The sequence below is a fragment of the Microbacterium sp. zg-B185 genome, assembly GCF_030246885.1.
GTDB lineage: Bacteria > Actinomycetota > Actinomycetes > Actinomycetales > Microbacteriaceae > Microbacterium.
The window spans coordinates 3,264,628-3,285,728 of sequence record NZ_CP126739.1; the positions used below are offsets into that span (position 1 = coordinate 3,264,628).

20 protein-coding genes are annotated in these 21,101 nt (G+C 71.1%); 9 read left to right on the top strand and 11 right to left on the bottom strand.

Going from position 1 to position 21,101, the window contains the following annotated elements:
• Positions 1 to 17 precede the first annotated feature (17 nt).
• Entirely contained in the window at positions 18 to 1,055 is a 1,038-nt protein-coding gene (locus QNO12_RS15515; protein ID WP_350338527.1) for a carboxylesterase family protein, read from the bottom strand.
• On the opposite strand from QNO12_RS15515, the gene QNO12_RS15520 reads away from it, so the two are divergent.
• From QNO12_RS15520 to QNO12_RS15530, 3 genes are all read left to right on the top strand, one after another.
• A complete protein-coding gene (locus tag QNO12_RS15520; RefSeq protein WP_257501252.1) occupies positions 973 to 1,200 on the top strand; it encodes a DUF2252 family protein in 228 nt (75 codons plus the stop codon). The two genes, QNO12_RS15515 and QNO12_RS15520, sit on opposite strands and share 83 nt — an antisense overlap.
• Before the next feature lie 181 nt (positions 1,201 to 1,381).
• Positions 1,382 to 1,810 (top strand): DUF6325 family protein, encoded by a 429-nt coding sequence (locus tag QNO12_RS15525; protein ID WP_257501251.1) that lies wholly within the window; start codon positions 1,382 to 1,384, stop codon positions 1,808 to 1,810.
• A gap of 13 nt (positions 1,811 to 1,823) precedes the next feature.
• Positions 1,824 to 2,162, top strand: a complete 339-nt coding sequence (locus QNO12_RS15530; RefSeq protein WP_257501250.1) for an SHOCT domain-containing protein — start codon at positions 1,824 to 1,826, stop codon at positions 2,160 to 2,162.
• Between the two features lie 17 nt (positions 2,163 to 2,179).
• On the opposite strand, the gene QNO12_RS15535 is transcribed toward QNO12_RS15530, so the two are convergent.
• From QNO12_RS15535 to QNO12_RS15560, 6 genes are all read right to left on the bottom strand, one after another.
• Entirely contained in the window at positions 2,180 to 4,282 is a 2,103-nt protein-coding gene (locus QNO12_RS15535; RefSeq protein ID WP_257501249.1) for an ABC transporter ATP-binding protein, read from the bottom strand.
• Complete coding sequence (locus tag QNO12_RS15540) at positions 4,279 to 6,006, bottom strand: ABC transporter ATP-binding protein (RefSeq protein WP_257501279.1); 1,728 nt, start codon at positions 6,004 to 6,006, stop codon at positions 4,279 to 4,281. Before QNO12_RS15540 ends, QNO12_RS15535 begins: the two co-directional genes overlap by 4 nt.
• Before the next feature lie 121 nt (positions 6,007 to 6,127).
• Positions 6,128 to 7,054, bottom strand: coding sequence for a DnaJ domain-containing protein (locus QNO12_RS15545; protein ID WP_257501248.1), 927 nt, complete (start codon positions 7,052 to 7,054; stop codon positions 6,128 to 6,130).
• 99 nt (positions 7,055 to 7,153) lie between these two features.
• Positions 7,154 to 7,744, bottom strand: coding sequence for a hypothetical protein (locus QNO12_RS15550; RefSeq protein ID WP_257501247.1), 591 nt, complete (start codon positions 7,742 to 7,744; stop codon positions 7,154 to 7,156).
• Positions 7,741 to 8,571 (bottom strand): LssY C-terminal domain-containing protein, encoded by an 831-nt coding sequence (locus QNO12_RS15555; RefSeq protein ID WP_257501246.1) that lies wholly within the window; start codon positions 8,569 to 8,571, stop codon positions 7,741 to 7,743. The genes QNO12_RS15550 and QNO12_RS15555 overlap by 4 nt, the downstream gene beginning before the upstream one ends.
• A 9-nt stretch (positions 8,572 to 8,580) precedes the next feature.
• Complete coding sequence (locus tag QNO12_RS15560; RefSeq protein ID WP_257501245.1) at positions 8,581 to 9,663, bottom strand: enoyl-CoA hydratase/isomerase family protein; 1,083 nt, start codon at positions 9,661 to 9,663, stop codon at positions 8,581 to 8,583.
• A gap of 133 nt (positions 9,664 to 9,796) precedes the next feature.
• Here QNO12_RS15560 and QNO12_RS15565 point away from each other — a divergent pair, with 133 nt between their 5' ends.
• Both QNO12_RS15565 and QNO12_RS15570 read left to right on the top strand, forming a co-directional pair.
• Positions 9,797 to 11,491 carry an ATP-binding cassette domain-containing protein gene (locus QNO12_RS15565; RefSeq protein ID WP_257501244.1) on the top strand — a complete coding sequence of 565 codons (1,695 nt, stop codon included), beginning with the start codon at positions 9,797 to 9,799 and terminating at the stop codon, positions 11,489 to 11,491.
• The gene (locus QNO12_RS15570; protein ID WP_257501243.1) at positions 11,488 to 12,312 is read left to right on the top strand and encodes an ABC transporter permease; all 825 of its coding nucleotides are present in this window, start codon (positions 11,488 to 11,490) and stop codon (positions 12,310 to 12,312) included. The genes QNO12_RS15565 and QNO12_RS15570 overlap by 4 nt, the downstream gene beginning before the upstream one ends.
• A 23-nt stretch (positions 12,313 to 12,335) precedes the next feature.
• On the opposite strand, the gene QNO12_RS15575 is transcribed toward QNO12_RS15570, so the two are convergent.
• Positions 12,336 to 12,797 carry a hypothetical protein gene (locus QNO12_RS15575; protein WP_257501242.1) on the bottom strand — a complete coding sequence of 154 codons (462 nt, stop codon included), beginning with the start codon at positions 12,795 to 12,797 and terminating at the stop codon, positions 12,336 to 12,338.
• Between the two features lie 145 nt (positions 12,798 to 12,942).
• On the opposite strand from QNO12_RS15575, the gene cofG reads away from it, so the two are divergent.
• Genes cofG through cofC form a run of 4 tightly spaced genes read left to right on the top strand, consistent with a single transcriptional unit; the run spans position 12,943 to position 18,510 of the window.
• Complete coding sequence (gene cofG, locus QNO12_RS15580) at positions 12,943 to 15,327, top strand: 7,8-didemethyl-8-hydroxy-5-deazariboflavin synthase CofG (RefSeq protein WP_306820529.1); 2,385 nt, start codon at positions 12,943 to 12,945, stop codon at positions 15,325 to 15,327.
• A complete protein-coding gene (locus QNO12_RS15585) occupies positions 15,324 to 16,850 on the top strand; it encodes a flavin-containing monooxygenase (protein WP_257501240.1) in 1,527 nt (508 codons plus the stop codon). The genes cofG and QNO12_RS15585 overlap by 4 nt, the downstream gene beginning before the upstream one ends.
• Positions 16,847 to 17,860, top strand: a complete 1,014-nt coding sequence (gene fgd / locus QNO12_RS15590) for a glucose-6-phosphate dehydrogenase (coenzyme-F420) (protein WP_257501239.1) — start codon at positions 16,847 to 16,849, stop codon at positions 17,858 to 17,860. Before QNO12_RS15585 ends, fgd begins: the two co-directional genes overlap by 4 nt.
• Entirely contained in the window at positions 17,857 to 18,510 is a 654-nt protein-coding gene (gene cofC / locus QNO12_RS15595) for a 2-phospho-L-lactate guanylyltransferase (RefSeq protein ID WP_257501238.1), read from the top strand. Before fgd ends, cofC begins: the two co-directional genes overlap by 4 nt.
• Here cofC and QNO12_RS15600 read toward each other — a convergent pair.
• The 3 genes from QNO12_RS15600 to QNO12_RS15610 are packed head-to-tail and all read right to left on the bottom strand — an operon-like array spanning position 18,495 to position 21,044.
• A complete protein-coding gene (locus QNO12_RS15600; protein ID WP_257501237.1) occupies positions 18,495 to 19,235 on the bottom strand; it encodes a sulfite exporter TauE/SafE family protein in 741 nt (246 codons plus the stop codon). The genes cofC and QNO12_RS15600 overlap by 16 nt on opposite strands.
• 1 nt (position 19,236) lies before the next feature.
• A complete protein-coding gene (gene cofD, locus QNO12_RS15605) occupies positions 19,237 to 20,253 on the bottom strand; it encodes a 2-phospho-L-lactate transferase (RefSeq protein WP_257501236.1) in 1,017 nt (338 codons plus the stop codon).
• Positions 20,250 to 21,044, bottom strand: a complete 795-nt coding sequence (locus QNO12_RS15610; protein WP_257501235.1) for a uroporphyrinogen-III synthase — start codon at positions 21,042 to 21,044, stop codon at positions 20,250 to 20,252. Before QNO12_RS15610 ends, cofD begins: the two co-directional genes overlap by 4 nt.
• Positions 21,045 to 21,101: the final 57 nt, after the last annotated feature.

Sequence of the window (21,101 nt, forward strand, 5' to 3'; positions counted from 1 at the left end):
CAGGAAGTCCCGCCGGCTCAGACCAGCGCGCGCACGCTCGCATATCCGTCGGCGGAGACGTCCGGGCGGGAGGGGTCGCCGCCGAAGATCCGCGTTGCGCCGGGCATCGCCCTCCACGCCGGCCACCCCGGATCGTGGTCGCGGACGAACGACACCGCAGAGCCGTGCACGGCGGCCGCGAGCGCGCGGGGCGGGCGGTCCCCGGCCAGCGCTTCGACGCCCGCATCCAGGCAGTCGAACCAGAACGGCACGTCCAGGCAATGGCAGGCCCACCCGATCACCGGTGACGGCCATTCGAACCGGTACACCCAGGTCGGCGCATCGGCGCGTGCCTCCGCGACGCGCACCACTCCGGCCCGGAAGACGGCGTCGGTCGCGTAGCGGCCCAGCACGGCCGCCGTCCCCTTGCGGTGCTGGGCCGCGTTGGCCCGCAGGTACTCCGCGCGCGCGTGGGGAGCCACGCCCAGCAGCCCGAGTCCGAACGCCGCGGGTACGAGCCGCAGCTTGTTCTTGAGGCGGTCGGTCAGCATGGTGAACTCGTCATCGGTGGAACCGACGACCAGGGGGATGCCGGACCCGACGCCCGCGCGAAGCGCATCGACCGTCGGCATCGTGATCAGGTCGCCGTCGACCATCGGACCCCACGGGAGGCCCTCGGACAGGATGGCGCGGACCCCGGCGAGCCGGTCCTTCGAATCGGTGGATGCCGCGGCCCCCTGCAACCGCACGAGCGTCGCCTCCGGGACGTCGGCGAACCCGTCGCGCGTGGGCGCCACCCCCGCGAGGTTCGCCAGCTTCGCCGAGAGCGTCCGGGCGCGCTCCGGCGGCACGTCCGCCAGGGCAGGAGACATCGCCCAGGCGGCCGAGAACAGACCCTGGGCGGCCGGCATGCCGAGCAGGGTGAGGACCGCGCCGCCACCGGCGGACTGCCCTGCGATGGTCACCCGGCCCGGATCGCCGCCGAACGCGGAAATGTTCTCGCGCACCCACGCCAGCGCGGCGAGCCAGTCCCGGACCCCCCGGTTGCCGGGCCGGTCCGGCGACCGGGTCGAGATCGCCGGCTACCTCGGCCGATCCGATGTCTTCGACGAGTCGATCGCCGATTTCGCCGAGGCCTACGCCGATCAGAACGAGGCCGACTTCGCCGAGTTCACCTCCGCCATCGCGTCCGGCCGCCTGCTCGCGGTGCAGGGGCTGTAGCCGCGGCATCCGGGGAGCCTCCTCGCCCCTCGACGGCACGCACCCCCTTGCCGCGGAGGTGCGGCGATGTCACCATCGGCTGTGAGGGCGCGCATGGCCGGCCCACGCAGTCGCACGCGGAACGACCACGCCCTGTCACCACAACGGGCCGGCGTGTCCACGCGTGCGGGAAGGGAAGCCCATGGCCGACTTCGCATTCGGTCCGGTCGAGCTGTATCTGGTCGGATTCGACGGGGAGAGACCATCGCCGGGCGTGCTCAGCGCGCTCATGGAACTCATCGACAGCGGGCTGGTGCGGCTGCTGGACTTGGTTCTGGTCACCAAATCGACGACGGGAGAGGTCACCGTCACCGAGATCGAGGAGGATTCGGATGCCTACGGGCTGGCCGAGGTCGAATTCCTCGCGTCCGGGATCGCCGCGGAGGAAGACATCCACGAGCTCGCCGAATCCATCCTGCCGGGCGCGTCGGCGGCGCTCGTCGCCCTCGAGCTGGTCTACGCGCGGACCCTCACCGAACGGCTCGCCTCGTCGGGGGCCGTGGTCCTGCGCGCCGAGCGCATCCCCGCTCCGGTCGTTAACGCGGTACTGGAAGCAGCCGAACTGAACTGAGAGAGGAAGAGAAATGCCTATTCGCAGAATGGGGCGGCCCGGTCTGCTCGGCATGGCCGCCCGCACGGCGGTCGTCGCCGGGACGGCGACAGCCGTGAGCGGCAGTGTGCAGCGTCATCAGCAGGAGAGGGCGCAGAACGAGCAGTATCAGCAAGATGCCCAGGCCGCCGCGCAGCAGGCGCAGCTGGACGAAGCCGCGCGGCGCGCAGCGCAGCAGGCCCGGTCGGCTCCCGTGCCCGCAGGCGGAGGGGGCGACCTGGTCGGCGAGCTGCAGAAACTCGCCGCACTCAAAGACGCCGGGATCCTGACCGACCAGGAATTCACGACCGCCAAGGCCAAACTGCTCGGCTGAGCCGACCGGATGCCCGGCTACGGCGACGTGATCTCCGCGGCGGCCTCCTCCGCGGCATCCGTCGTCACCGGCAGCGCACGGATGGCGTCGCCGGTGACCGGCACGCCGCCGGTCTGGTCCGGCAGGGCGTCCAGGTCGGTCGCCGCCTGCTGGAACTGCGACTGGTAGAGCCGCCAGTACGCTCCCTGGGCGGCGATGAGCTCCTCGTGCGTGCCCTTCTCCACGATGTCGCCGTGCTCCATCACCAGGATCAGGTCGGCGTCGCGGATGGTGGAGAGCCGGTGTGCGATCACGAACGACGTGCGCCCCTCGCGCAGCACCGCCATCGCGTGCTGCAGCAGCAGCTCCGTCCGGGTGTCCACCGAGGAGGTTGCCTCGTCCAGGATCAGCACCGACGGCTGGGCGACGAAGGCCCGCGCGATGGTGATCAGCTGCTTCTCGCCGGCGGAGACATTCGAGGCCTCCTCATCCAGGACGGTGTCATACCCGTCCGGGAGCGAATGCACGAAGCGGTCCACGCGGGTCGCCGTCGCCGCCTGGACGATCTCTTCGTCGGTCGCCGATTCACGGCCGTAGCGGATGTTCTCGCGGATCGTCCCGGCGAACAGCCAGGGATCCTGCAGCACCATGCCGGTGCGAGAGCGCACGTCGTCCCGGGTGAGCTGTGCGATGTCCTGCCCGTCCAGCAGGATGCGCCCGCCGTCGAGCTCGTAGAACCGCATGATGAGGTTGACCAGGGTCGTCTTGCCGGCACCGGTCGGACCGACGATCGCCACGGTCTGGCCGGGTTCGACGCGGAAGGACAGGTCCGTGATGAGCGGGTGCTCCGGGTTGTACGCGAAGCGCACGTTCTGGAACTCGATGACACCCTCTCCGTGCACCGGTTCGGGCGCATCCGGGGCGTCGGGCTCCTGCTCGTCCGCGTCCAGCAGGTTGAACACCCGTTCGGCCGATGCGGTACCGGACTGGATGACGGCGGCCATGCCGCCCAGCTGGGACAGCGGCTGGGTGAACTGCTGCGAGTACTGGATGAACGCCTGGACGTCACCGAGGCGCAGCTGGCCGTTGGCCACCATCAGGCCACCCAGTACGGCGATGCCGACATAGGTGAGGTTTCCGATGAACATCATGCCCGGCATGATGATCCCGGAGAGGAACTGCGCCTTGAAGCTGGCCTGGTACAGCTCCTCGTTCTCGACCTGGAACTTCTCTCGCGAGTCGACCTCACGGCCGAACACCTTCACCAGCGCGTGACCCGAGAAGGACTCCTCCACGCGCGCGTTCAGGCGCCCCACCTTGCGCCACTGGGTTCCGAACGCCTTCTGCGAGCGGGGTCCGATGACGCCGAAGATGACCGCCATCAGCGGCAGCGACACCAGCGCGACCAGCGCCAGCTGCCACGAGATGGAGAACATCATGATCAGCACGCCGATGACCGTCAGCACCGATGTCACCACGCTGGACAGGGACTGCTGCATCGTCTGGGTGATGTTGTCGATGTCGTTGGTGACGCGCGAGATGAGCTCGCCGCGCTGCACCTTGTCGAAGTAGGACAACGGCAGCCGGTTGATCTTCGTCTCGACCGACTCGCGCAGACGCCACATCGTGCGCACCATGATGATGTTGATCACGTAACCCTGGATCCAGCTCAGGAACGAGGAGCCGACGTAGATCGCCAGGACCGCCACGACCACGGTGCGCAGCGCATCGAAATCGACGCCCGCGCCGACGGTGAAGTTGTCCATCGCCGCGATGACGTTCGCGAGGTCGGTCTGGCCCGCGCTGCGCAGCGCGTCGACCACCACTGCCTGCGAGGTGCCCGCCGGGAACTGCTCCGCGAGCGCGTTGGAGGCGACGCCTTCGAAGATGAGGTTGGTCGCCTGCCCGAGGATCTTCGGTGCGATCACGGCGAGGAAGACTCCGGCGGCACCCAGGATCGAGACGAAGACGAAGGCCACCGCGTGCGGCCGGAGCAGGCCGATCAGGCGCGCGAAGCTCTTGCCGAAGTTCGACGCCTTGCCGGGGGCGACGCTGTCCCAGTCGCCGGAGTTCAGCCGGGCCTGCTCGGCCAGTTCCAGTTCGAGGCGCTCCTCCTCGGCGAGGTTGTCCGGAGCGCTCATACCTCCACCCCCAGCTGCGATTCGACGATCTCGCGATACGTCTCGCTCGTCCTCAGCAGCTCCTCGTGCGTGCCCAAGCCCACCATGCGACCGTCCTCGAGGACCACGATGCGATCCGCGGCGGTGATGGTGGATACGCGCTGGGCGACGACGACCTTGGTCACCTGAGGCAGCTCGCGCCAGAGCGCCTGCCGCAGCCGGGCGTCGGTGGCCAGGTCCAGGGCGGAGAACGAGTCGTCGAAGATGAGGATGTCCGGCTGGTGCACGATGGCGCGGGCGATGGCGAGGCGCTGGCGCTGGCCGCCGGACACATTCGTCCCGCCCTGCGCGATCCGCGCGTTCAGCTGTCCCTCCATCTCCTGCACGAAGTCCTTGCCCTGGGCGATCTCCAGTGCGTGCCACAGCTCGTCGTCGGTGGCCTCCTCGCGTCCGAATCGGAGGTTCGAGGCGACCGTGCCGGAGAACAGGAACGGACGCTGCGGCACCAGGCCGATGCCCTTCCACAGATGGTCCAGGTCCGCCTCGCGGACATCCACCCCGCCGACCAGCACCGCGCCGGCGGTCACGTCGAACAGCCGCGGGATGAGCGAGACGAGAGTCGTCTTGCCGGACCCCGTTGAGCCCACGATCGCCACGGTCTCACCCCGGGCGGCTGCGAAGGTGATGTCCCTCAGGACCGGCGACTCCGCCCCGGGGTAGGTGAACTCCGCGTGCTCGAAGGCGACGGTGCCGGGTGCGGCGAAGTCGCGGACCGGATCGGCCGCGCGCGCGAGGGTGGACTGACTGGCCAGGACTTCGCCGATGCGCTCCGCGGACACGGCTGCCCTCGGGATCATGATCGTCATGAAACTGGCCATCAGCACGCCCATCAGGATCTGCGCGACGTACTGCATGAACGCGAACAGGGTGCCGATCTCCACGGTGCCCGCGTCCACCTGGATTCCGCCGAACCAGATCACGCCGATGAGTGTGATGTTCAGCACCAGCATGGCCACCGGGAACAGCAGCACGAACAGGGATCCCACCTTGCGGCCGACCACCATGATGTCGGTATTGGCGACCGCGAACCGCTCCTCTTCGATGTCCTCCCGGACGAACGCGCGCACCACCCGTACCCCGGTCAACTGCTCGCGCAGGACGCGGTTCACCGCATCGAGCTTCTTCTGGAAGCTGCGGAACAGCGGCACCATGCGGCTGATGATCAGGACCACGAACACCAGCAGGAGCGGCACCGACACGCCGATCAGCCAGCTCAGACCGACGTCCTGCTGCAGTGCCATGATGACCCCGCCGATCGCCAGGAGCGGCGCGGTGACCAGCATCGTGGCGCCCATCATCGCCAGCATCTGCACCTGCTGCACGTCGTTGGTGTTGCGGGTGATCAGCGATCCGGGGCCGAAGGTGGACACCTCCCGCTCGGAGAAGCCGCTGACCTTCTCGTACACGTCCAGGCGGATGTCCCGCCCGGCGGCCATCGCCGCGCGGGCGGCGAAGTAGGTCGCGATCACCGAGGCGACGATCTGTCCGAGCGAGATCGCCAGCATGAACGTGCCGGTCGACCAGATGTAGGCGGTGTCGCCGCGTGAGACGCCGTTGTCGATGATGTCGGCGTTCAGTCGTGGCAGGTACAGCGAGGCCATCGCGGCGATGAACTGGAACAGCAGCACGCCCAGCAGAAGCCAGCGATACGGCTTCAGATAGCGGAAGAGGAGTTTGCCGAGCACGGGATCTCCGAAGAAGGTCGAGAGAAAGTGGCGGAGCGGCGCCACCGAACCACCCTGCCACGATCCTCCGACACGCTCATCCCCTGCGGCCCTCGGTACGCTGAGGGCGGAATGGCGGGGCTCAGACGAACCGGACCGCCTGCTGCAGGCGCGTGCGGATGTCGAAGATCTCGTTGCCGCCGATCGAACGCGCACCGGGCACACCCTGCCGCAGCAGGTTCGACAGCGCACCGCGCGCGACCAGCACGACGGGGGTGCCGCGCACCCGGCCGAGGTCGGTGACCGCCTGGACCAGGTCGTCGTCGGGCAGGACGATGACGGCGCCGCCGAACCGGACGCCCGCCGCCCGCGCCAGAACGCGCATCCGCGCGAGCAGGTCGGCGACCGGAGTGCCCGGAACCGCGTCACCCGTGATCTCACCCCGTCGGATGCCGATCGGGCCGCCGAAGTCTTCGGAGAGGACCGCGTACAGTCCGGAAGGGCTCAGCACGATGTGATCCAGCTTGTCGTCACCGGTGCCCCCGCGGACCGGCGCGGCCACGTCGTGCCAGACCGTGTACCCCATGCCCAGCTCGGAGACGACGCGCGCGGTGGCCTCCTCCGCCAGCGCGTCGGCGAGCATGCGACGCAGTTCGCGCGGCGCTGACCGCACCAGGGCCGGGTCGTACGGATCGTCGATCGTCACGCCTCGGCCGGCCCACTCCCTGATCAGGGTGAGGTATCGCTCCCGCCGCCATCCACCCGGCTGCCCGTGGGATCGCGCCTTCGGCCGCGTGTCCGCGGGGCGCGCCGGAGCACGCCAGCCGGCCCACTCCGGGGCAGGGGCGTCCGCGAAGCCGTGCCCGCGGTCGTATGCCGCCCGCGCCGCGGACGTGCCGACGAGCTCCCACGCCCGCTGCACCTGGACGAAGACGGCGGCATCCCCGCCGGTGTCCGGGTGCGTCTGGCGGAGCCGGAGCCGGTACGCACGCCGCAGCGACTCCTCGTCGGTCGTGGGCTCGACGCCGAGGACGTCGTAGGCCGACGCGGACAGCGGGCTGTCGAACACGCGGACCCCTCCCCTGCCGCGCACGCGGCCGGATACAGGCTAATCGCTGCACGGGACCACTCGGTCCGCGCGGCCGCGATCGGGACCTCGCCCCGACCCTCAGCGGCGCTCGTTGCGGCGCGCGTACGCCGAAGCGCTCCGGCTGGACAGGGCGAGCAGGATCAGGATGTCCAGGCTCAGCGAGACGAAGGTGCCCTCGATGGTGATCTCCTGTCCCTGCGCCCACCAGGCGGTGAACGCGGTCGAGATCGACAGCGCCGAGATCAGCATCACCACGACCCTCGGCCAGTTCCGGCCGCGGTAGATCAGGTACGCCAGCAGCGCGTCGATCGCGAGCACCACCGCCCCCAAGGCGACCAGGATCGACAGCGTGAGCTGCTTGATCTCCGGCGTCAGCGCCCCGCCGCCGTCCCAGATATCCAGCTGGTCGGCGACCTCGTCCCATCCGGCGACCAGGGCGACGAGCACCAGGACGCCGGTGATGACCCGGAACAGCACCAGCAGGGCGCCTGCGATCGTCGTCGTCGGCCGCCGCATGCCGGGGTCGTACCCGGTCGGCTTGAGCAGCTGCTCGGGCGGTTCGAACGCGGGCCGCTTGGCCGGCATCGCCGCGGCATCGGGCGACGGGCCCGCGGCCGGCGTCGGCACGTTCTGCGGCGTCGGGCCCGTGCCGGAGGTCTGCGCGGTCACCTCGCCACCTCCGCGAGGGCACGCACGTCGATGATCGGGAGGTCTCCGTCGGTGCGGATCGAATCGCCGCCGCCGTTTCGCGCGTGGTAGCCCGTCGAGAAGTCCTTGATCACATCCACCCGCACCCGGGGATCGGCCGCGGTCACCGTGGCGACGATGTGGTCGCGCTCGACGTCCGTGTCGGCGTCGATGCGGTGGGTGATCTGGAGGGTGAACAGCGACAGGCCCACGCTGGTGTCGAACGTGCCCGCCGCGACCCAGTCGACGCGGCGCCCGCCCGGCAGGAGCCAGCCTTCGGGGCACTTCCAGAACCGCACGTGATGACGCTGCGCCGGATTGCCGTCCACTTCCTGCTGATAGGCGAAGTCCTGCTGGCGCCCGAACAGGAACAGCGGGCTCACCGGGGCCTGATGGTAGCTGCGGCGCGACAGGGTCGAGGTGACGATCTGCCAGGACGAGCGCAGCGTGACCGGGTCGGCACGGGTCCAGGCGGCATCGCTCATCGCGCGCTCGATCTGATCCCGCTCACCGAGCAAGGCCAGGTTGACCGGGTCGCCCAGCAGGCCGTCGCTGGTGCGAGCCCGTCCGATGAAGTAGTCCGGCACGTAGATCGTGGTCAGGATGCGATGCAGTCGCGGCAGCACCAGGTACGCCAGCAGCCCCCAGAATGCGATCACGAGGACGATCCCCCACCAGCCGATCCGGAAGGACTCGTTGAAGCTCAGGAACGCCAGCCAGACCGCGGCGGCACCGGCGAAGACGAAGAAGAACCAGTCCACGGCGATGCCCAGCGAGTATCTGCGGGACCGGGACTTCTGCACCTTCACGATCGTCTCCTAGCCCCACAGCCCGATACGCGGCCGGTAGGCGAAAGCGGATGCCGCGGCATCCGCGGCCAGCTCGCCGATCGTCGCCGGCTGCCAGCGCGGCGCACGGTCCTTGTCCACCAGCTGCGCGCGGATGCCCTCGATCAGATCCGGCTGCGAGGTGACGAACCACAACACCAGGCCGTACTCCTGGGCCAGGGCGGCACGCAGGTCGGGCAGGTCGCGGGCGCGCCGGACGGCCTCGAGGGTGACCGCCAGGCCGGTGGGCGACAGTTCGCCCAGGACCGCGGCAGTGTCGGATGCCGCCGCTTCCGGCCTGGCCCGCAACCTGTCGACGATGTCCGCGACCGTCCCTGCCGAGAAGGCGTCATCGATCCAGTCGCGGCTGCGCGCGAGGCCGGATTCGCGTGGTCGCCCACCGTCCGCCGACCGGCTCAGGAATCGGGAGACGCGTTCCGCCGCCGTTCCTGGGCCGGTTGCGAGCGCACCGCGCAGGCCGTCGAGGTCCGCGGAGGGCACGAAGTGGTCGGCCAGGCCGACGGCGATCGCGTCCGCGGCATCCATCGTCCTGCCCGTCAGTGCGAGGTACTCGCCGAGTCTCCCGGGGGCATGCGCCAGCAGCCGGCTGCCGCCGACGTCCGGGGTGAAGCCGATCCGGGTCTCCGGCATCGCGAGCTGCGAGCGCTCGGTCACGATGCGGATCGCCGCGTGGCCGGCCAGGCCGATGCCACCGCCCATGGTGACGCCGTCGGCCAGAACGACGATCGGCTTGGGGTACTCCGCGATCCGTGCGTTCAGCGCGTACTCCGCGCGGAAGAAGCCGCCGGCGGCCTCGGCATCGCCGGAGCGGATCTGCTCGTACAGCGCCCGGACATCGCCGCCTGCGCAGAATCCTCGGTCTCCGGCGCCGTCGAGCAGCACGATCTGGACGCCCGGATCGTGCTCCCAGGCGTCCAGAGCGGCGGCCAGGTCGCCGATCATCCGCAGGTCCAGGGCGTTCAGCGCGCGGGGACGATTCAGGGTGAGGTGGCCGAGGCCGTGCGATGACCGCACGAGTACGGGCGCCTCGCTCGGCAGGGCGGGGTCGGTCACGATCGCAACGTTACCGCGCAGGCGCGTGGGTTCGTTCGCGGGCAGCCGGACTGCCGCGGAGGAGGTGGTGCCGTGCACGGAGCAACGGTTTCCGCCAGGATAGGAGACGACTGACCGACGACGAGAGGTTCGCATGCCCGAGGGACAGGTGCTGGAGTTCTCCGGGATCACCAAGCGCTTCGGTGCCGTGACCGCGGTCTCCGACTTCTCCGCCCGCGTCGAGCCGGGTCGGGTCACCGGCTTCCTGGGGCCCAACGGCGCCGGCAAGACCACGACGCTGCGGATCCTCCTCGGCCTGGTCCGGCCCACCGCCGGCACGGCCCTGATCGGCGGCGCCCCGTATTCGTCGCTGCGCGAGCCGCTGCAGAGCGTCGGGGCGGTGCTGGAGGCCTCCAGCTTCCACCCCGGCCGGACCGCGGCGAACCACCTGCGGGTCTACGCGCAGGCGGCCGGGCTGCCCGCCGTCCGGGTGGATGAGGCGCTCGGCGTGGTCGGACTCGCCGACGTGGGCGGCCGCAAGGTGGGCGGATTCTCGCTCGGCATGAGGCAGCGCCTCGGACTCGCCTATGCCCTGCTCGGCGATCCCGGCGTGCTCGTCCTGGACGAGCCCTCCAACGGCCTGGATCCCGAGGGCATCAAGTGGATGCGCGGGTTCCTGCGCAACCTGGCTCAAGAGGGCCGTACCGTCCTGGTGTCCTCGCACCTGCTCGCAGAGGTGCAGCAGACCGTCGATTCGGTGCTGATCATCGCCCAGGGCCGCCTCGTCTATCAGGGCGCGCTGGAGGACCTCGCCGACCCGAGCGAATTCGCCACCGTCGTGGACGCGCCCGAGCGCACGGCGCTGGCCGCCGCGCTCGAGGCCGCGGGCGCCTCGTTCGAGCTTCTCCGCTCCGGTCTGACGGTGCGCGGACTGGATCCGGTCGCGGTCGGGCAGATCGCGGCATCCGCCGGCGTCGCGCTGTCCTCTCTGCAGCGGCGCGGGCCTGCGCTCGAGGAGGTCTTCCTCGACCTGGTCAGCGGAGCCCGCGTGCACCCGACCGCAGCCGGGGCGCTCGGCGCGGTCACGGCGCTGACGCCGATCGCGGACGCGGATGCCGAGACGGAACCGGCGCTCTCCCCCAGGCGAGTCGACCCTGCGGAGACGGCGACGGCCGGATCGGCTCCGGAGCCCCGCGAGCAGACCGACGCTGCGGAGACCGGCGTGGTCGTGCACGCCACGGACGACGCCATGACCGGACAGGACGCTGACGCCCCGCAGATCTCAGCCCCCGCAACCGGGCAGCCCCCGCACGCCCCACAGCCCGCCGGGGCCACACCGCCCGCGACGTACGCCGTCGCCAGCACCGGCGTCATCGACATCGTCCCGTTCGACGCGGGCGACGCGGCCACCGACGCCTACCGAGACGGCCTCGCACTGGACGCCGACCCCGATGTCGAGGCGCTGGGCGCCATCGATGCGGAGCTGTCCCGCCCCGCCAACGCGCCCGCCACCGGCGTGGTGGGCTTCGACACCGACGCGGCCGTCGCCTCCGGCGCGTTCAGCTCCGAGGCGCCGGACATCGAGCGTCCGCTCGGCGACGCGGACCTCGTCGAGGAATCCGGTGACGTGGAGCGACCGTGGGAGAACTACGTCAAGACCGAGGCGGATGTCGAGGCGGACGCGTTCTTCTCCAGCTTCGCCGCCGAGCAGAGGGCCGAACGAGCCGCCTCCCGCGCACCGGGCACGATGGCCGAAGAGCAGACGGGGGACGCGGCATCCCAGCCGGCGATGCCCGACGAGGGCACCGCCGAGGAAGACCGCACCGACGAGGGGGGTGAGCCGCGATGAGCCTGGCGAACGCGACACGCTCGGAGGCCACCAAGCAGTTCACCACGTCGATCTGGTGGATCCTGGCGATCGTCCTGATCGCCTACGTCGGCTTCACCGCCACCGTCCTGGGCTTCGTGTTCTCGGCGGCCGCGACCGGTGCGCTCGGCGACGGTGGACCCTCCCTGCCCGCGGACGGCCTGTCGGCGACGCTCTACAGCGCGGCGACCGCGGTCGGCTACGTCTTCCCGCTTCTCATCGGAACGCTGATGGTCACCACCGAGTTCCGTCACAAGACGCTCACTCCGACGTTCCTGGCCACGCCCAAGCGCGGACTGGTGCTGTCGGCGAAGATCGTGGTCGGCATCGCCCTGGGCGTCGTGCTGGGCCTGATCGGGGTCGCGTCCTCGGTGATCCCGTCCGCCGCGTTCCTTGCCGGCTACGGCCTGGACACCGACTTCGCCTCGAGCGAGACCTGGGCGCTGTTCGGCCGCATGATCCTCGCGTTCGTCCTATGGGTGCTCGTCGGCATCGGCGTGGGTGTGCTCGTGCGCAATCAGGTCGGCGCGATCGTCGGGGTGCTGGTGTTCACCCAGTTCCTGGAGCCAGTGGGACGAGCCGCCGCGGGCTTCGTCGAAGGGCTGGGCGACGTGACGCGCTTCCTGCCCGGCGCCGCGAGCGACGCGCTGGTCGGGGCGAGCCTGTTCACCACAGCCGGAGCACCGGGCATGTCCACCGACGAGTCGCTGGCGTGGTGGGTCGGCGGCGTGGTCCTGCTCGGCTACGCCCTGGTCCTGCTCCTGCTCGGGCACCTGCTCAGCTGGCGGCGCGACGTCACCTGACCCGAGAGCCGGTGCGGTGTCGGTCAGACCGCGGGAGCGGGCCTGGTCCTGACCGACCGCGGCTTCTTCGCGGGAGCCGGCAAGACGGGGATGGCTCCGGTGGCGAGCTCCACGACGTCGACCGCTTCGGTGTCCACGTCCAGACGCAGCGCCTGGACGAGTTGCAGCCCGTTCCGGGTGGTCAGGATGATGCGGGAGTAGTCGGGGTGCTCGTGCAGGTCGATCACGACGCTCGGACGCCGCCGCCGGATGATCGCGAAGTCCTCTCCTCCGGCGGACTTCCAGGTGCCCATCGCGAGAACGCCGCGAACGTGCGTGCCCGGGCTGGGCACACCTCGAAGCCACGTCCACGCATCGTCGGTCAGCTGGACCTTGGCGATGGTGGACCGCTCGATCGCCACATTCCCTTTATGGAATGCCAGCGCGCGCTCGACGCCCGACAGCACGATCTCCAGCTGGGTGGAGTCGAGCAGGAGGGTGACCATGGCACTAGTCTGCCAGCGCTCCCCGACGCCGGTCAGTCGTTTTGCTTACAGACGGACAACGATCGCGCCGCCCCGCCCGCTCCGGCGGTGCCAGACTGGGACGGTGACTCTGCTGGAACCGGCTCGGGCCGTCCAAGGATCGGCGATGCGCGATGCGCTGAGCCGCGCCGCCTCCGGCGAGCGCCTCGACGTGGCCGAGGCCGAGGCGCTGCTGCACGTCGAGGGTGCGCAGTTCGACGACATGCTGCGGCTCTCCGGGGCCGTGCGGGATGCCGGTCTTGCGGCATCCGGTCGTGCCGGCGTGATCACCTACTCGCGCAAGGTGTTCATCCCGCTCACCACGCTGTGCCGGGACCGCTGCCACTACTGCGTCTTCGTGGACACCCCCGCTCAGCTGCTGAAGCTGCACAAGCCGGTGTTCATGTCGCCCGAGCAGGTGCTCACGGTCGCACGTCAGGGCGCTGCCCTGGGCTGCAAAGAGGCGCTGCTCACGCTCGGGGACCGGCCCGAGGACCGGTGGCCGGAGGCGCGCGCCTGGCTGGACGAGCACGGCTTCGCCTCGACGCTGGACTACGTCGGTGCGATGGCCCGGCTGATCACTGCCGAGACCGGGCTGCTGGCGCATCTGAATCCCGGGGTGATGTCGGCCGATGAGCTGCGGATGCTGCGGCCCACCGCCCCCTCGATGGGGATGATGCTGGAGACGACCTCGCGCGCCCTGTTCGAGCAGCCGGGGCAGGTCCACTACGGCTCCCCCGACAAGGACCCCGCGCTGCGCCTGGCCGTGATCGAGGACGCCGGGCGGGCGCGGATCCCGTTCACGACGGGCGTGCTGATCGGCATCGGCGAGACCCTGCGCGATCGCGCGGAGTCGATCGTCGCGATCCGCGACGCGCATGAGCGGCACCAGCTCGACGGGCAGGGCCACGTGCAGGAGGTGATCGTGCAGAACTTCCGCGCGAAGCCCCGCACCGCGATGCACGCCGCCCCGGACGCGTCGGTCCTCGAGTACGTCGCTGCGGTCGCGGTCACGCGGCTCGTGCTCGGCCCGCGCATGCGCGTCCAGGTCCCGCCGAACCTGTCCGATCCGGCCGAGTTCGAGCTGCTGCTGCGAGCCGGCGCGGACGACTGGGGCGGCGTCTCGCCGCTGACCGCCGACCACGTCAACCCGGAGCGGCCGTGGCCGCACCTGTCCGATCTCGCCGCGCGCACGGCCGACCTCGGCTTCGAGCTGCGCGAGCGCCTCACCGCCCAGCCGGAGTTCGTCCGGGACGCCGCAACCTGGATCGACCCCGGTCTGCACGCCGCCGTGGCCGCCCTCGCGGACTCCGGCTCCGGCCTGGCTGCGGCCGATCCGGTCAAAGCCCGGGGAGATTCCGCCCGGCAACAGGCCGCGGCGGACTCGGACGGCCCGTTCGCCCCGGCGGTTTCACCGCGCCGCGGCTTGTCCGCCCGCGCCGGCATCCGCGGCCTGGCCGAACGCGCCGCAGCAGACCCGCTCAGCCTCGAGGACGGCGAGTGGGCCGCCCTGCTGCATGCGGACGGTGCTGACCTGGACGCTCTCACCACCACCGCGGACGATGTCCGCCGGTACACCGTCGGCGAGGCGGTGAGCCTCGTCGTGAACCGCAACCTCACCTCAACCGGCTTCCGCTCCACCGCGACCGGCGAGCCGGGAACCTTCACCCTCGACGACGTGGCCGCCGTGGCGACCGACGCCTGGGATCTCGGCGCCACCGAGCTGTGCGTGCAGGGCCGGCTCGAGTCCACGCAGCCGCCCACCGCGTACCTGCAGATCGCGCGGGCCGTCAAAGCCGCAACGCCGGGGATGCACCTGCACGCCTACCGCCCGCAGGACGTCCGGGATCTGGCCGACCGCGGCGGGCTCGGGCTGGCGGGCGCGCTGGCCGCGCTCCGCGACGCCGGCGTCGACACCGTTCCCGGCACCGGTGTGAAGGTGCTGAGCGAACGGGTGCGCGCCCTGGTCGCGCCCGGCGACCTGGAGATCGACCGGTGGGTCGAGGGCATCACCGCCGCCCACCGCGCCGGCTTCCGTTCCACTTCGGTGCTGTTCTACGGCCATGTCGAGACCGCCTCAGAGCGCGTCGCGCACCTCCGCCGGCTGCGTGAGATCCAGGGTCACACCGGCGGCTTCACCGAGTTCGTGCCCATCCCCCTGCCCGGTCCGGCCGGTGGCGTGCCGCTCGTCGCGGGCCGCGCCCCGCTCGACGAGCACCGCGCGATGGTCGCGGTCTCGCGCCTGCTGCTGAGCGGCAGCATCCCGCACGTGCAGATCCCCTGGACCCGGGTCGGGCGCGACGCCGCCGCGGTGCTGCTGCAGTCCGGCGGCGACGACCTCGGCGGGGCGCTGCTGGACGGACGCGTCCTGCCCGAGGCGGGGGTCGAGCACGGACTCGAGCTGCCGACGGTGGATGCGGCGCGCATCGCCGCGCGCCTGTTCCGTCCCTTCCGCGAACGCACGACCGACTACCGCGAGCCGACCGATCGGCACACCGGGGCCGCGAAATGACGCGCGTCGAGGTGGCGATCGTCGGGGCCGGTTTCGCGGGCCTGGGGATGGCCATCGCGCTCCGGCGGGCCGGCCGGCCGGATTTCGTGGTCCTTGAACGGGCCGGCGCGGTCGGCGGCACGTGGCGGGAGAACACCTACCCCGGCGTCGCCTGCGACGTCCCCTCGCACCTGTACGGCTTCGCGGACCACCCGAATCCGGACTGGTCCGGTGTCTTCGCGCGCGGCGAAGAGATCCGCGGCTATCTGCAGGCCGTCGCCGAGCGCGAGAACCTCGGCGACCGGCTCCGCCTGCACACCCCGGTGCTGTCCGCGCACTGGGATGCCGCGGCATCCGTCTGGCGCATCCAGACCGGCGGCGATTCGGCCGGTGCGCTCGAGGCGGAGGTGCTCGTGCTGGCCTGCGGACGCCTGACCGAGCCGTCCATCCCCGACATCGCCGGGCTGGAGAGCTTCCCCGGTCCCCTATTCCACTCCTCGCGCTGGGATCACACTGCCGGGCTGGACGGGGCACGGGTCGCGCTGGTGGGCACCGGCGCCAGTGCAGTGCAGGTGCTGCCCGAACTCGCGCGCATGGCCGCCCACGTCACCCTGTTCCAGCGCACGCCGGCGTGGATCGTGCCCCGAGGCGGCGGGGCCTACAGCGACGAGGAGCGCCGCCGCTTCGCGGAGCATCCCGACGCGCTCGCCCGCCTGCGGGCGGATCTGTACCGCGAGGGCGAGGCACGGTTCGCATCCCGGTCGGGGGATGCCGCGGCATCCGCCGCCGCGCGTGCCATCGCCCTGGAGCACCTGCACGGTCAGGTCGCCGACCCTGCGCTGCGAGCAGCGCTCACCCCCGATTACGCGTTCGGATGCAAGCGGGTGCTGCTGTCGGACGACTTCTATCCCGCGGTGGCAAGCGAACGCGTGACGCTCGATCCGTCCGCTCTCGCGTCGGTGAGCGGGCGCGCGCTGACCTCTTCTGGCGGCGCGGTGCACGACGCCGATGTGCTGGTGCTGGCCACCGGCTTCGCCTCCACGCAGCAGCCGTACGCCGACCTCGTGCGCGGCCAGGACGGCGTCACGCTCGCGGAGCACTGGTCGGCGGGGATGAGCTCGTTCGGCTCGACCGTGGTCAGCGGCTTCCCGAACATGTTCGTCCTCAACGGACCCAACGCATCGCTCGGCCACAACTCGTCGGTCCTGATGATCGAGGAGCAGGCCGCGTATGCGCTGCGTGCGCTGACCGCCCGCGAGGCGATCGCCGATCGGGTGCTCCGGGTCGCACCGGCCGCGGAGCAGGCGTACACCGACGAGATCGCCGCGGCCGCCCGCACCACCCCGTGGATCTCGGGAGGGTGCCGCAACTGGTACGTCGATGAGCGCTCCGGACGGCTGACGCTGCTGTGGCCGGGCACCGTGGACGCGTTCCACGGGCGGCTCGCCCGCGCCGACGGCTCCGAGTTCCTCACCTCCGCGGAGCCCACCCGCGCCGATACGACTGGCACTCCCGTGGAGGGTGTGCCGAGAGGAGCATCATGACCTTTCCCCTGCGCTTCGGCTACAAGGCCTCCGCCGAGCAGTTCGGGCCGAACGAGCTGCTCGATTTCGCGGTGCTCGCGGAGGAGATGGGCTTCGACTCGGTGTTCATCTCCGATCATCTGCAGCCCTGGCTGCACGAGGGCGGCCACGCACCGGCGTCCGTCCCGTGGCTGGGCGCGCTCGGCGCCCGCACCTCGCGCATCGCGTTCGGCACCTCCGTCCTGACGCCGACCTTCCGGTACAACCCCACCATCGTCGCGCAGGACTTCGCGACGCTCGGCGTGATGTACCCCGGTCGGGTGATCCTCGGCGTGGGCACCGGCGAGGCGCTGAACGAGGCGTCCCTCGGCCTGCCCTGGCCCGATCCGCCCGAGCGGTTCCAGCGGCTCAAAGAGGCCATCACCCTGATCCGCCGGCTCTGGTCGGAGGAGCGCGTCACCTTCGAGGGCGCGTTCTACACGACCCGGAACATCACGATCTACGACCGCCCCGACGAACCCGTGCCCATCTACATCGGCGCGGCAGGACCCGCGGCGACGCGTCTTGCCGGGAGGATCGCCGACGGGTTCATCACGACCTCCGGCAAGTCACCGAGCCTGTATTCGGACACGCTGCTGCCCGCCCTGCACGACGGGCTGGAGAAGGCCGGACGCACCGCGGACGAGATCGACACGCTCATGGAGGTGAAGGTCTCCTACCACCCCGACCCGGCCGTCGCTCTGGAGAAGACGCGCTTCTGGGCGCCCCTCGCACTGAGCCCGGAGGAGAAGATGGGCGTGGACGATCCGCTCGAGATGCAGCGCCTCGGCGAACAGCTGCCCATCGAACGGACGGCATCGCGTTTCATCGTCTCCAGCGATCCCGACGAGCACGTCGAGAGCATCGCCCGCTATGTCGACCTGGGCTTCCGCCACCTCGTCTTCCACGACCCCGGGAACGACCAGGAGGAGTTCCTGCGGGCCTACGGCGCGGAGATCCTGCCGCGGCTGCGTACCCGGTTCGGGAGGTGACGGCGCCCGAGACCTCCGGTGGCTGGGCCGTCCTGATCCCGGTCAAGCCCACCGCGATCGGCAAGTCGCGGCTGGACCTTCCCGGGGCCGACCGGGTGACCCTGGCCCGCGCGATCGCCTTGGACACCATCGCCGCCACTGCGGCCTGCCCGGCCGTGGCGCAGGTCTTCGTGGTGACCGACGACGGCGCGCTGGTCGCCCTGGCGTTCGATATCGCGGGACTGCGCTTCGTGTCCGAGGACGACGGCACCAGCACCGCGCGGGGCATCGACGCCGCGATCGCCGTCGGTGCGGCGGCGGCCGGAGACGGGATGCCGCGGGCGGCCCTGCTCGGAGACCTGCCGGCGCTGCGGCCGGAGGATCTGGAACTCGCCCTGACCGCCGCCTCCGGGATCGAGCGGGCCGTGGTCGCCGACGCGGAGGGGACCGGGACGACGCTGGTGACCGCGCGGCCGGGCACCCCGCTGCGGACCGCGTTCGGTGCGGGCTCGTTCGGGCGTCACATCGGACTCGGCTGCGTGCCGCTGACGATCCCGGAGGGTTCGACTCTGCGCCGGGACGTGGACACCGTCGACCAGTTGGAGGCGGCGGCGGCGCTCGGGGTCGGGCCGCGCACGTCGCGGGTGCTGCGCGCTCAGACCAGCAGGTAGAGCGCTCCGACGATGGTGAAGGCGATCACCAGCCGCTCGAACAGCACCTGGTTCAGCCGCCCGACCAGGCGCCGGCCGAACAGCGCCCCGACCATGACCAGCGGCACCAGCACGAGGTCGATCAGCAGCCCCGGGACCGTGATCAACCCGAGACCGATCGAGAACGGCAGCTTCGCGAGATTCACGATGGCGAAGAACCACGCCGCGGTGCCCAGGAACTCCTTCACCGGGAACCTCGAGGCCAGGAAGTACATCGACATCACCGGGCCGGCCGCGTTGGCGACCATTGTGGTGAACCCGCCCAGCGTTCCGTAGGTGGCGGCCGCGACACGGTGCGGTCCGGCGTCACCGACGGGTGCGCGCATCCGCCTGCGCAGCAGCGTGATCCCGATCACGGCCAGCAGCAGCACGCCGATCGTGCGCTTCACCCACTCGTCGTTCGCGACGGCGAGGAAGAGCACGCCCAGCAGGATCCCGGCCACCACCGCCGGGGCAAGCCGCAGGAGCACCCGCCAGTTGGTGTGCCGGCGGTAGGTCAGGACGGCGAAGATGTCCGCCACGATCAGCAGCAGCAGCAGGGTGCCGGTGGACTCCCGGGCAGGCAGCATGGCGGCGAAGATCGCGACGGCGATCGTGTTGGAGCCGGGCAGCGCGGTCTTGGACAGCCCCACGATGAGCGCGGCGACTCCCAGCAGCGCCCACGCGAACCAGGTCAGGTCCGCCACGTCAGAGCTGCGCCGTGGCCAGCGCCGCCTCGGCCAGAGCGGCCGAGCTCGGAATGTCGCGCATCCACAGCGGCGCGACGACGGTGCGGATGCCCAGCCGCGAGATGTCGGCGGCGGACTCGGCATCCTCCTCGGCGATCAGCCATGCGTCCAGCAGACCCGCCTCGGACCGGGCACCGTAGTGCGCGGCCACCGCAGTCGCGGAGGTCTCGACCCCGATCGCGGTGAGGCACACGTCTGCCATGCCGCGCACGACACGGCCGCCGATGACGGGCGAGACCCCCACGACCGCGGCGCCGGTGGTCCGCAGAGCGTCCCGGATGCCGGGAACGGCCAGGATCGGGCCGACCGAGACCACCGGGTTCGACGGGGCGATCAGGACGACATCGGCCGCGGCGATCGCCTCGACCACCCCCGGCGCCGGGCGCGCCGCGGCGATTCCGGGCGCCTCGAACCGGACCGGCGTCAGTGCCGCGCGATGCCTGGTCCACCACTCCTGGAAATGCATCGAGGTCCCGTCGCCCAGCACGACCTGGGTGTCCACCTCCGCGTCGGTCATCGGCAGCAGCCGGGCGCCGAGCGGCCACCGCCGTGACATCCGTTCCAGCACCTGGGACGGCGTCAGGCCCTCGCGCAGCCACCCGGTCCGGGCGAGATGCGTGCCCAGGTCGAGATCGCCGAGGGTGAACCACGGCCAGCCGGCCCCCCACGCCTGCAGTTCCCGGTTGACGCGTTCGGTGTCGCCCGCTCTGCCCCATCCGCGCTCGGTGTCGTTGACGCCTGCCAGGGCGTACAGGAGGGAGTCCACGTCGGGCTGGAGGCGGACACCGGACAGCCACAGGTCGTCTCCGGTGTTGACCACGACGGTGAATGATGCGGCCGATTCCGGCGCCGCAGCACCCGCCCTGCGGCTGAGTGCTTCTCGCACGCCCAACGCGAAACGCGAACCGCCGACGCCCCCGGCCAGCACGACGACGCGGGGAATCGCGGCACCCCCCACCGCGGCGCTCCGGCTCAAGGCGCGAATTCGTCCGCGGCGTGCGGGAGGGTGAATCGCGAGACCGCTTCGATGAGCGCGTCCACCGTCTGCGTCGCCGCGACCACGTCCACCGAGAGCCCCGCACGGCGCGCGTCCTTGGCGGTGCGCGGGCCGATCGCGGCGATGACGGTCGACTCGGGGATCTCCGGGAACTGCAGATGCACCTGCTCGGCCACGGAACCGCTGGTGACCAGGATCGCGTTGATCCGGCCGTTGCGGACGTCTTCGGCGATGCGCTCGGTGACCGGGACCCCCACGGTGCGGTACGCGACCACGCTGCGCACCCGGTGTCCGGCTTCGATGAGCAGACGGGTCAGCACGGGTTTGGCGATCTCGCTGCGCAGGGTGAGGATGTCGCGCGGCTCCGGCTCCAGCGCGATCATCTGCTCGGCCATTCCGGCGGCGGAGTTGTCGCGCTCGGGAACCAGGTCCACCCGATAGCCGACCGCCTGCAGCGCCGCCGCCGTCGTCTCGCCCACCGCGGCGACCTTGGTCGATCCGGGAATCGTGGCGCGGTGTGCGAACAGGACGTCCACGGTGGTGGCGCTGGTCACGGTGAGCCAGTCGAACGCGCCCGCCGCAAGGTCGGCGAGCGCCTGGTCGAGGGTGGCCTGATCGTTGGTGGGTGCGAAGTTGATGAGCGGTGCGACGACCGGGACGGCGCCCTGATGACGCAGATTGGCGGCGACACCATCGCCCCACGGACCTCCGCGGGGCACGAGCACGCGCCAGCCCGCGAGGGGCTTCGGGATTTGGGAGGCGTGGTTCATGGGATGGACTCTCGTGGAACTAGGTCAGCCGCCCCAACGTTCGAGCAGCCGACGAGC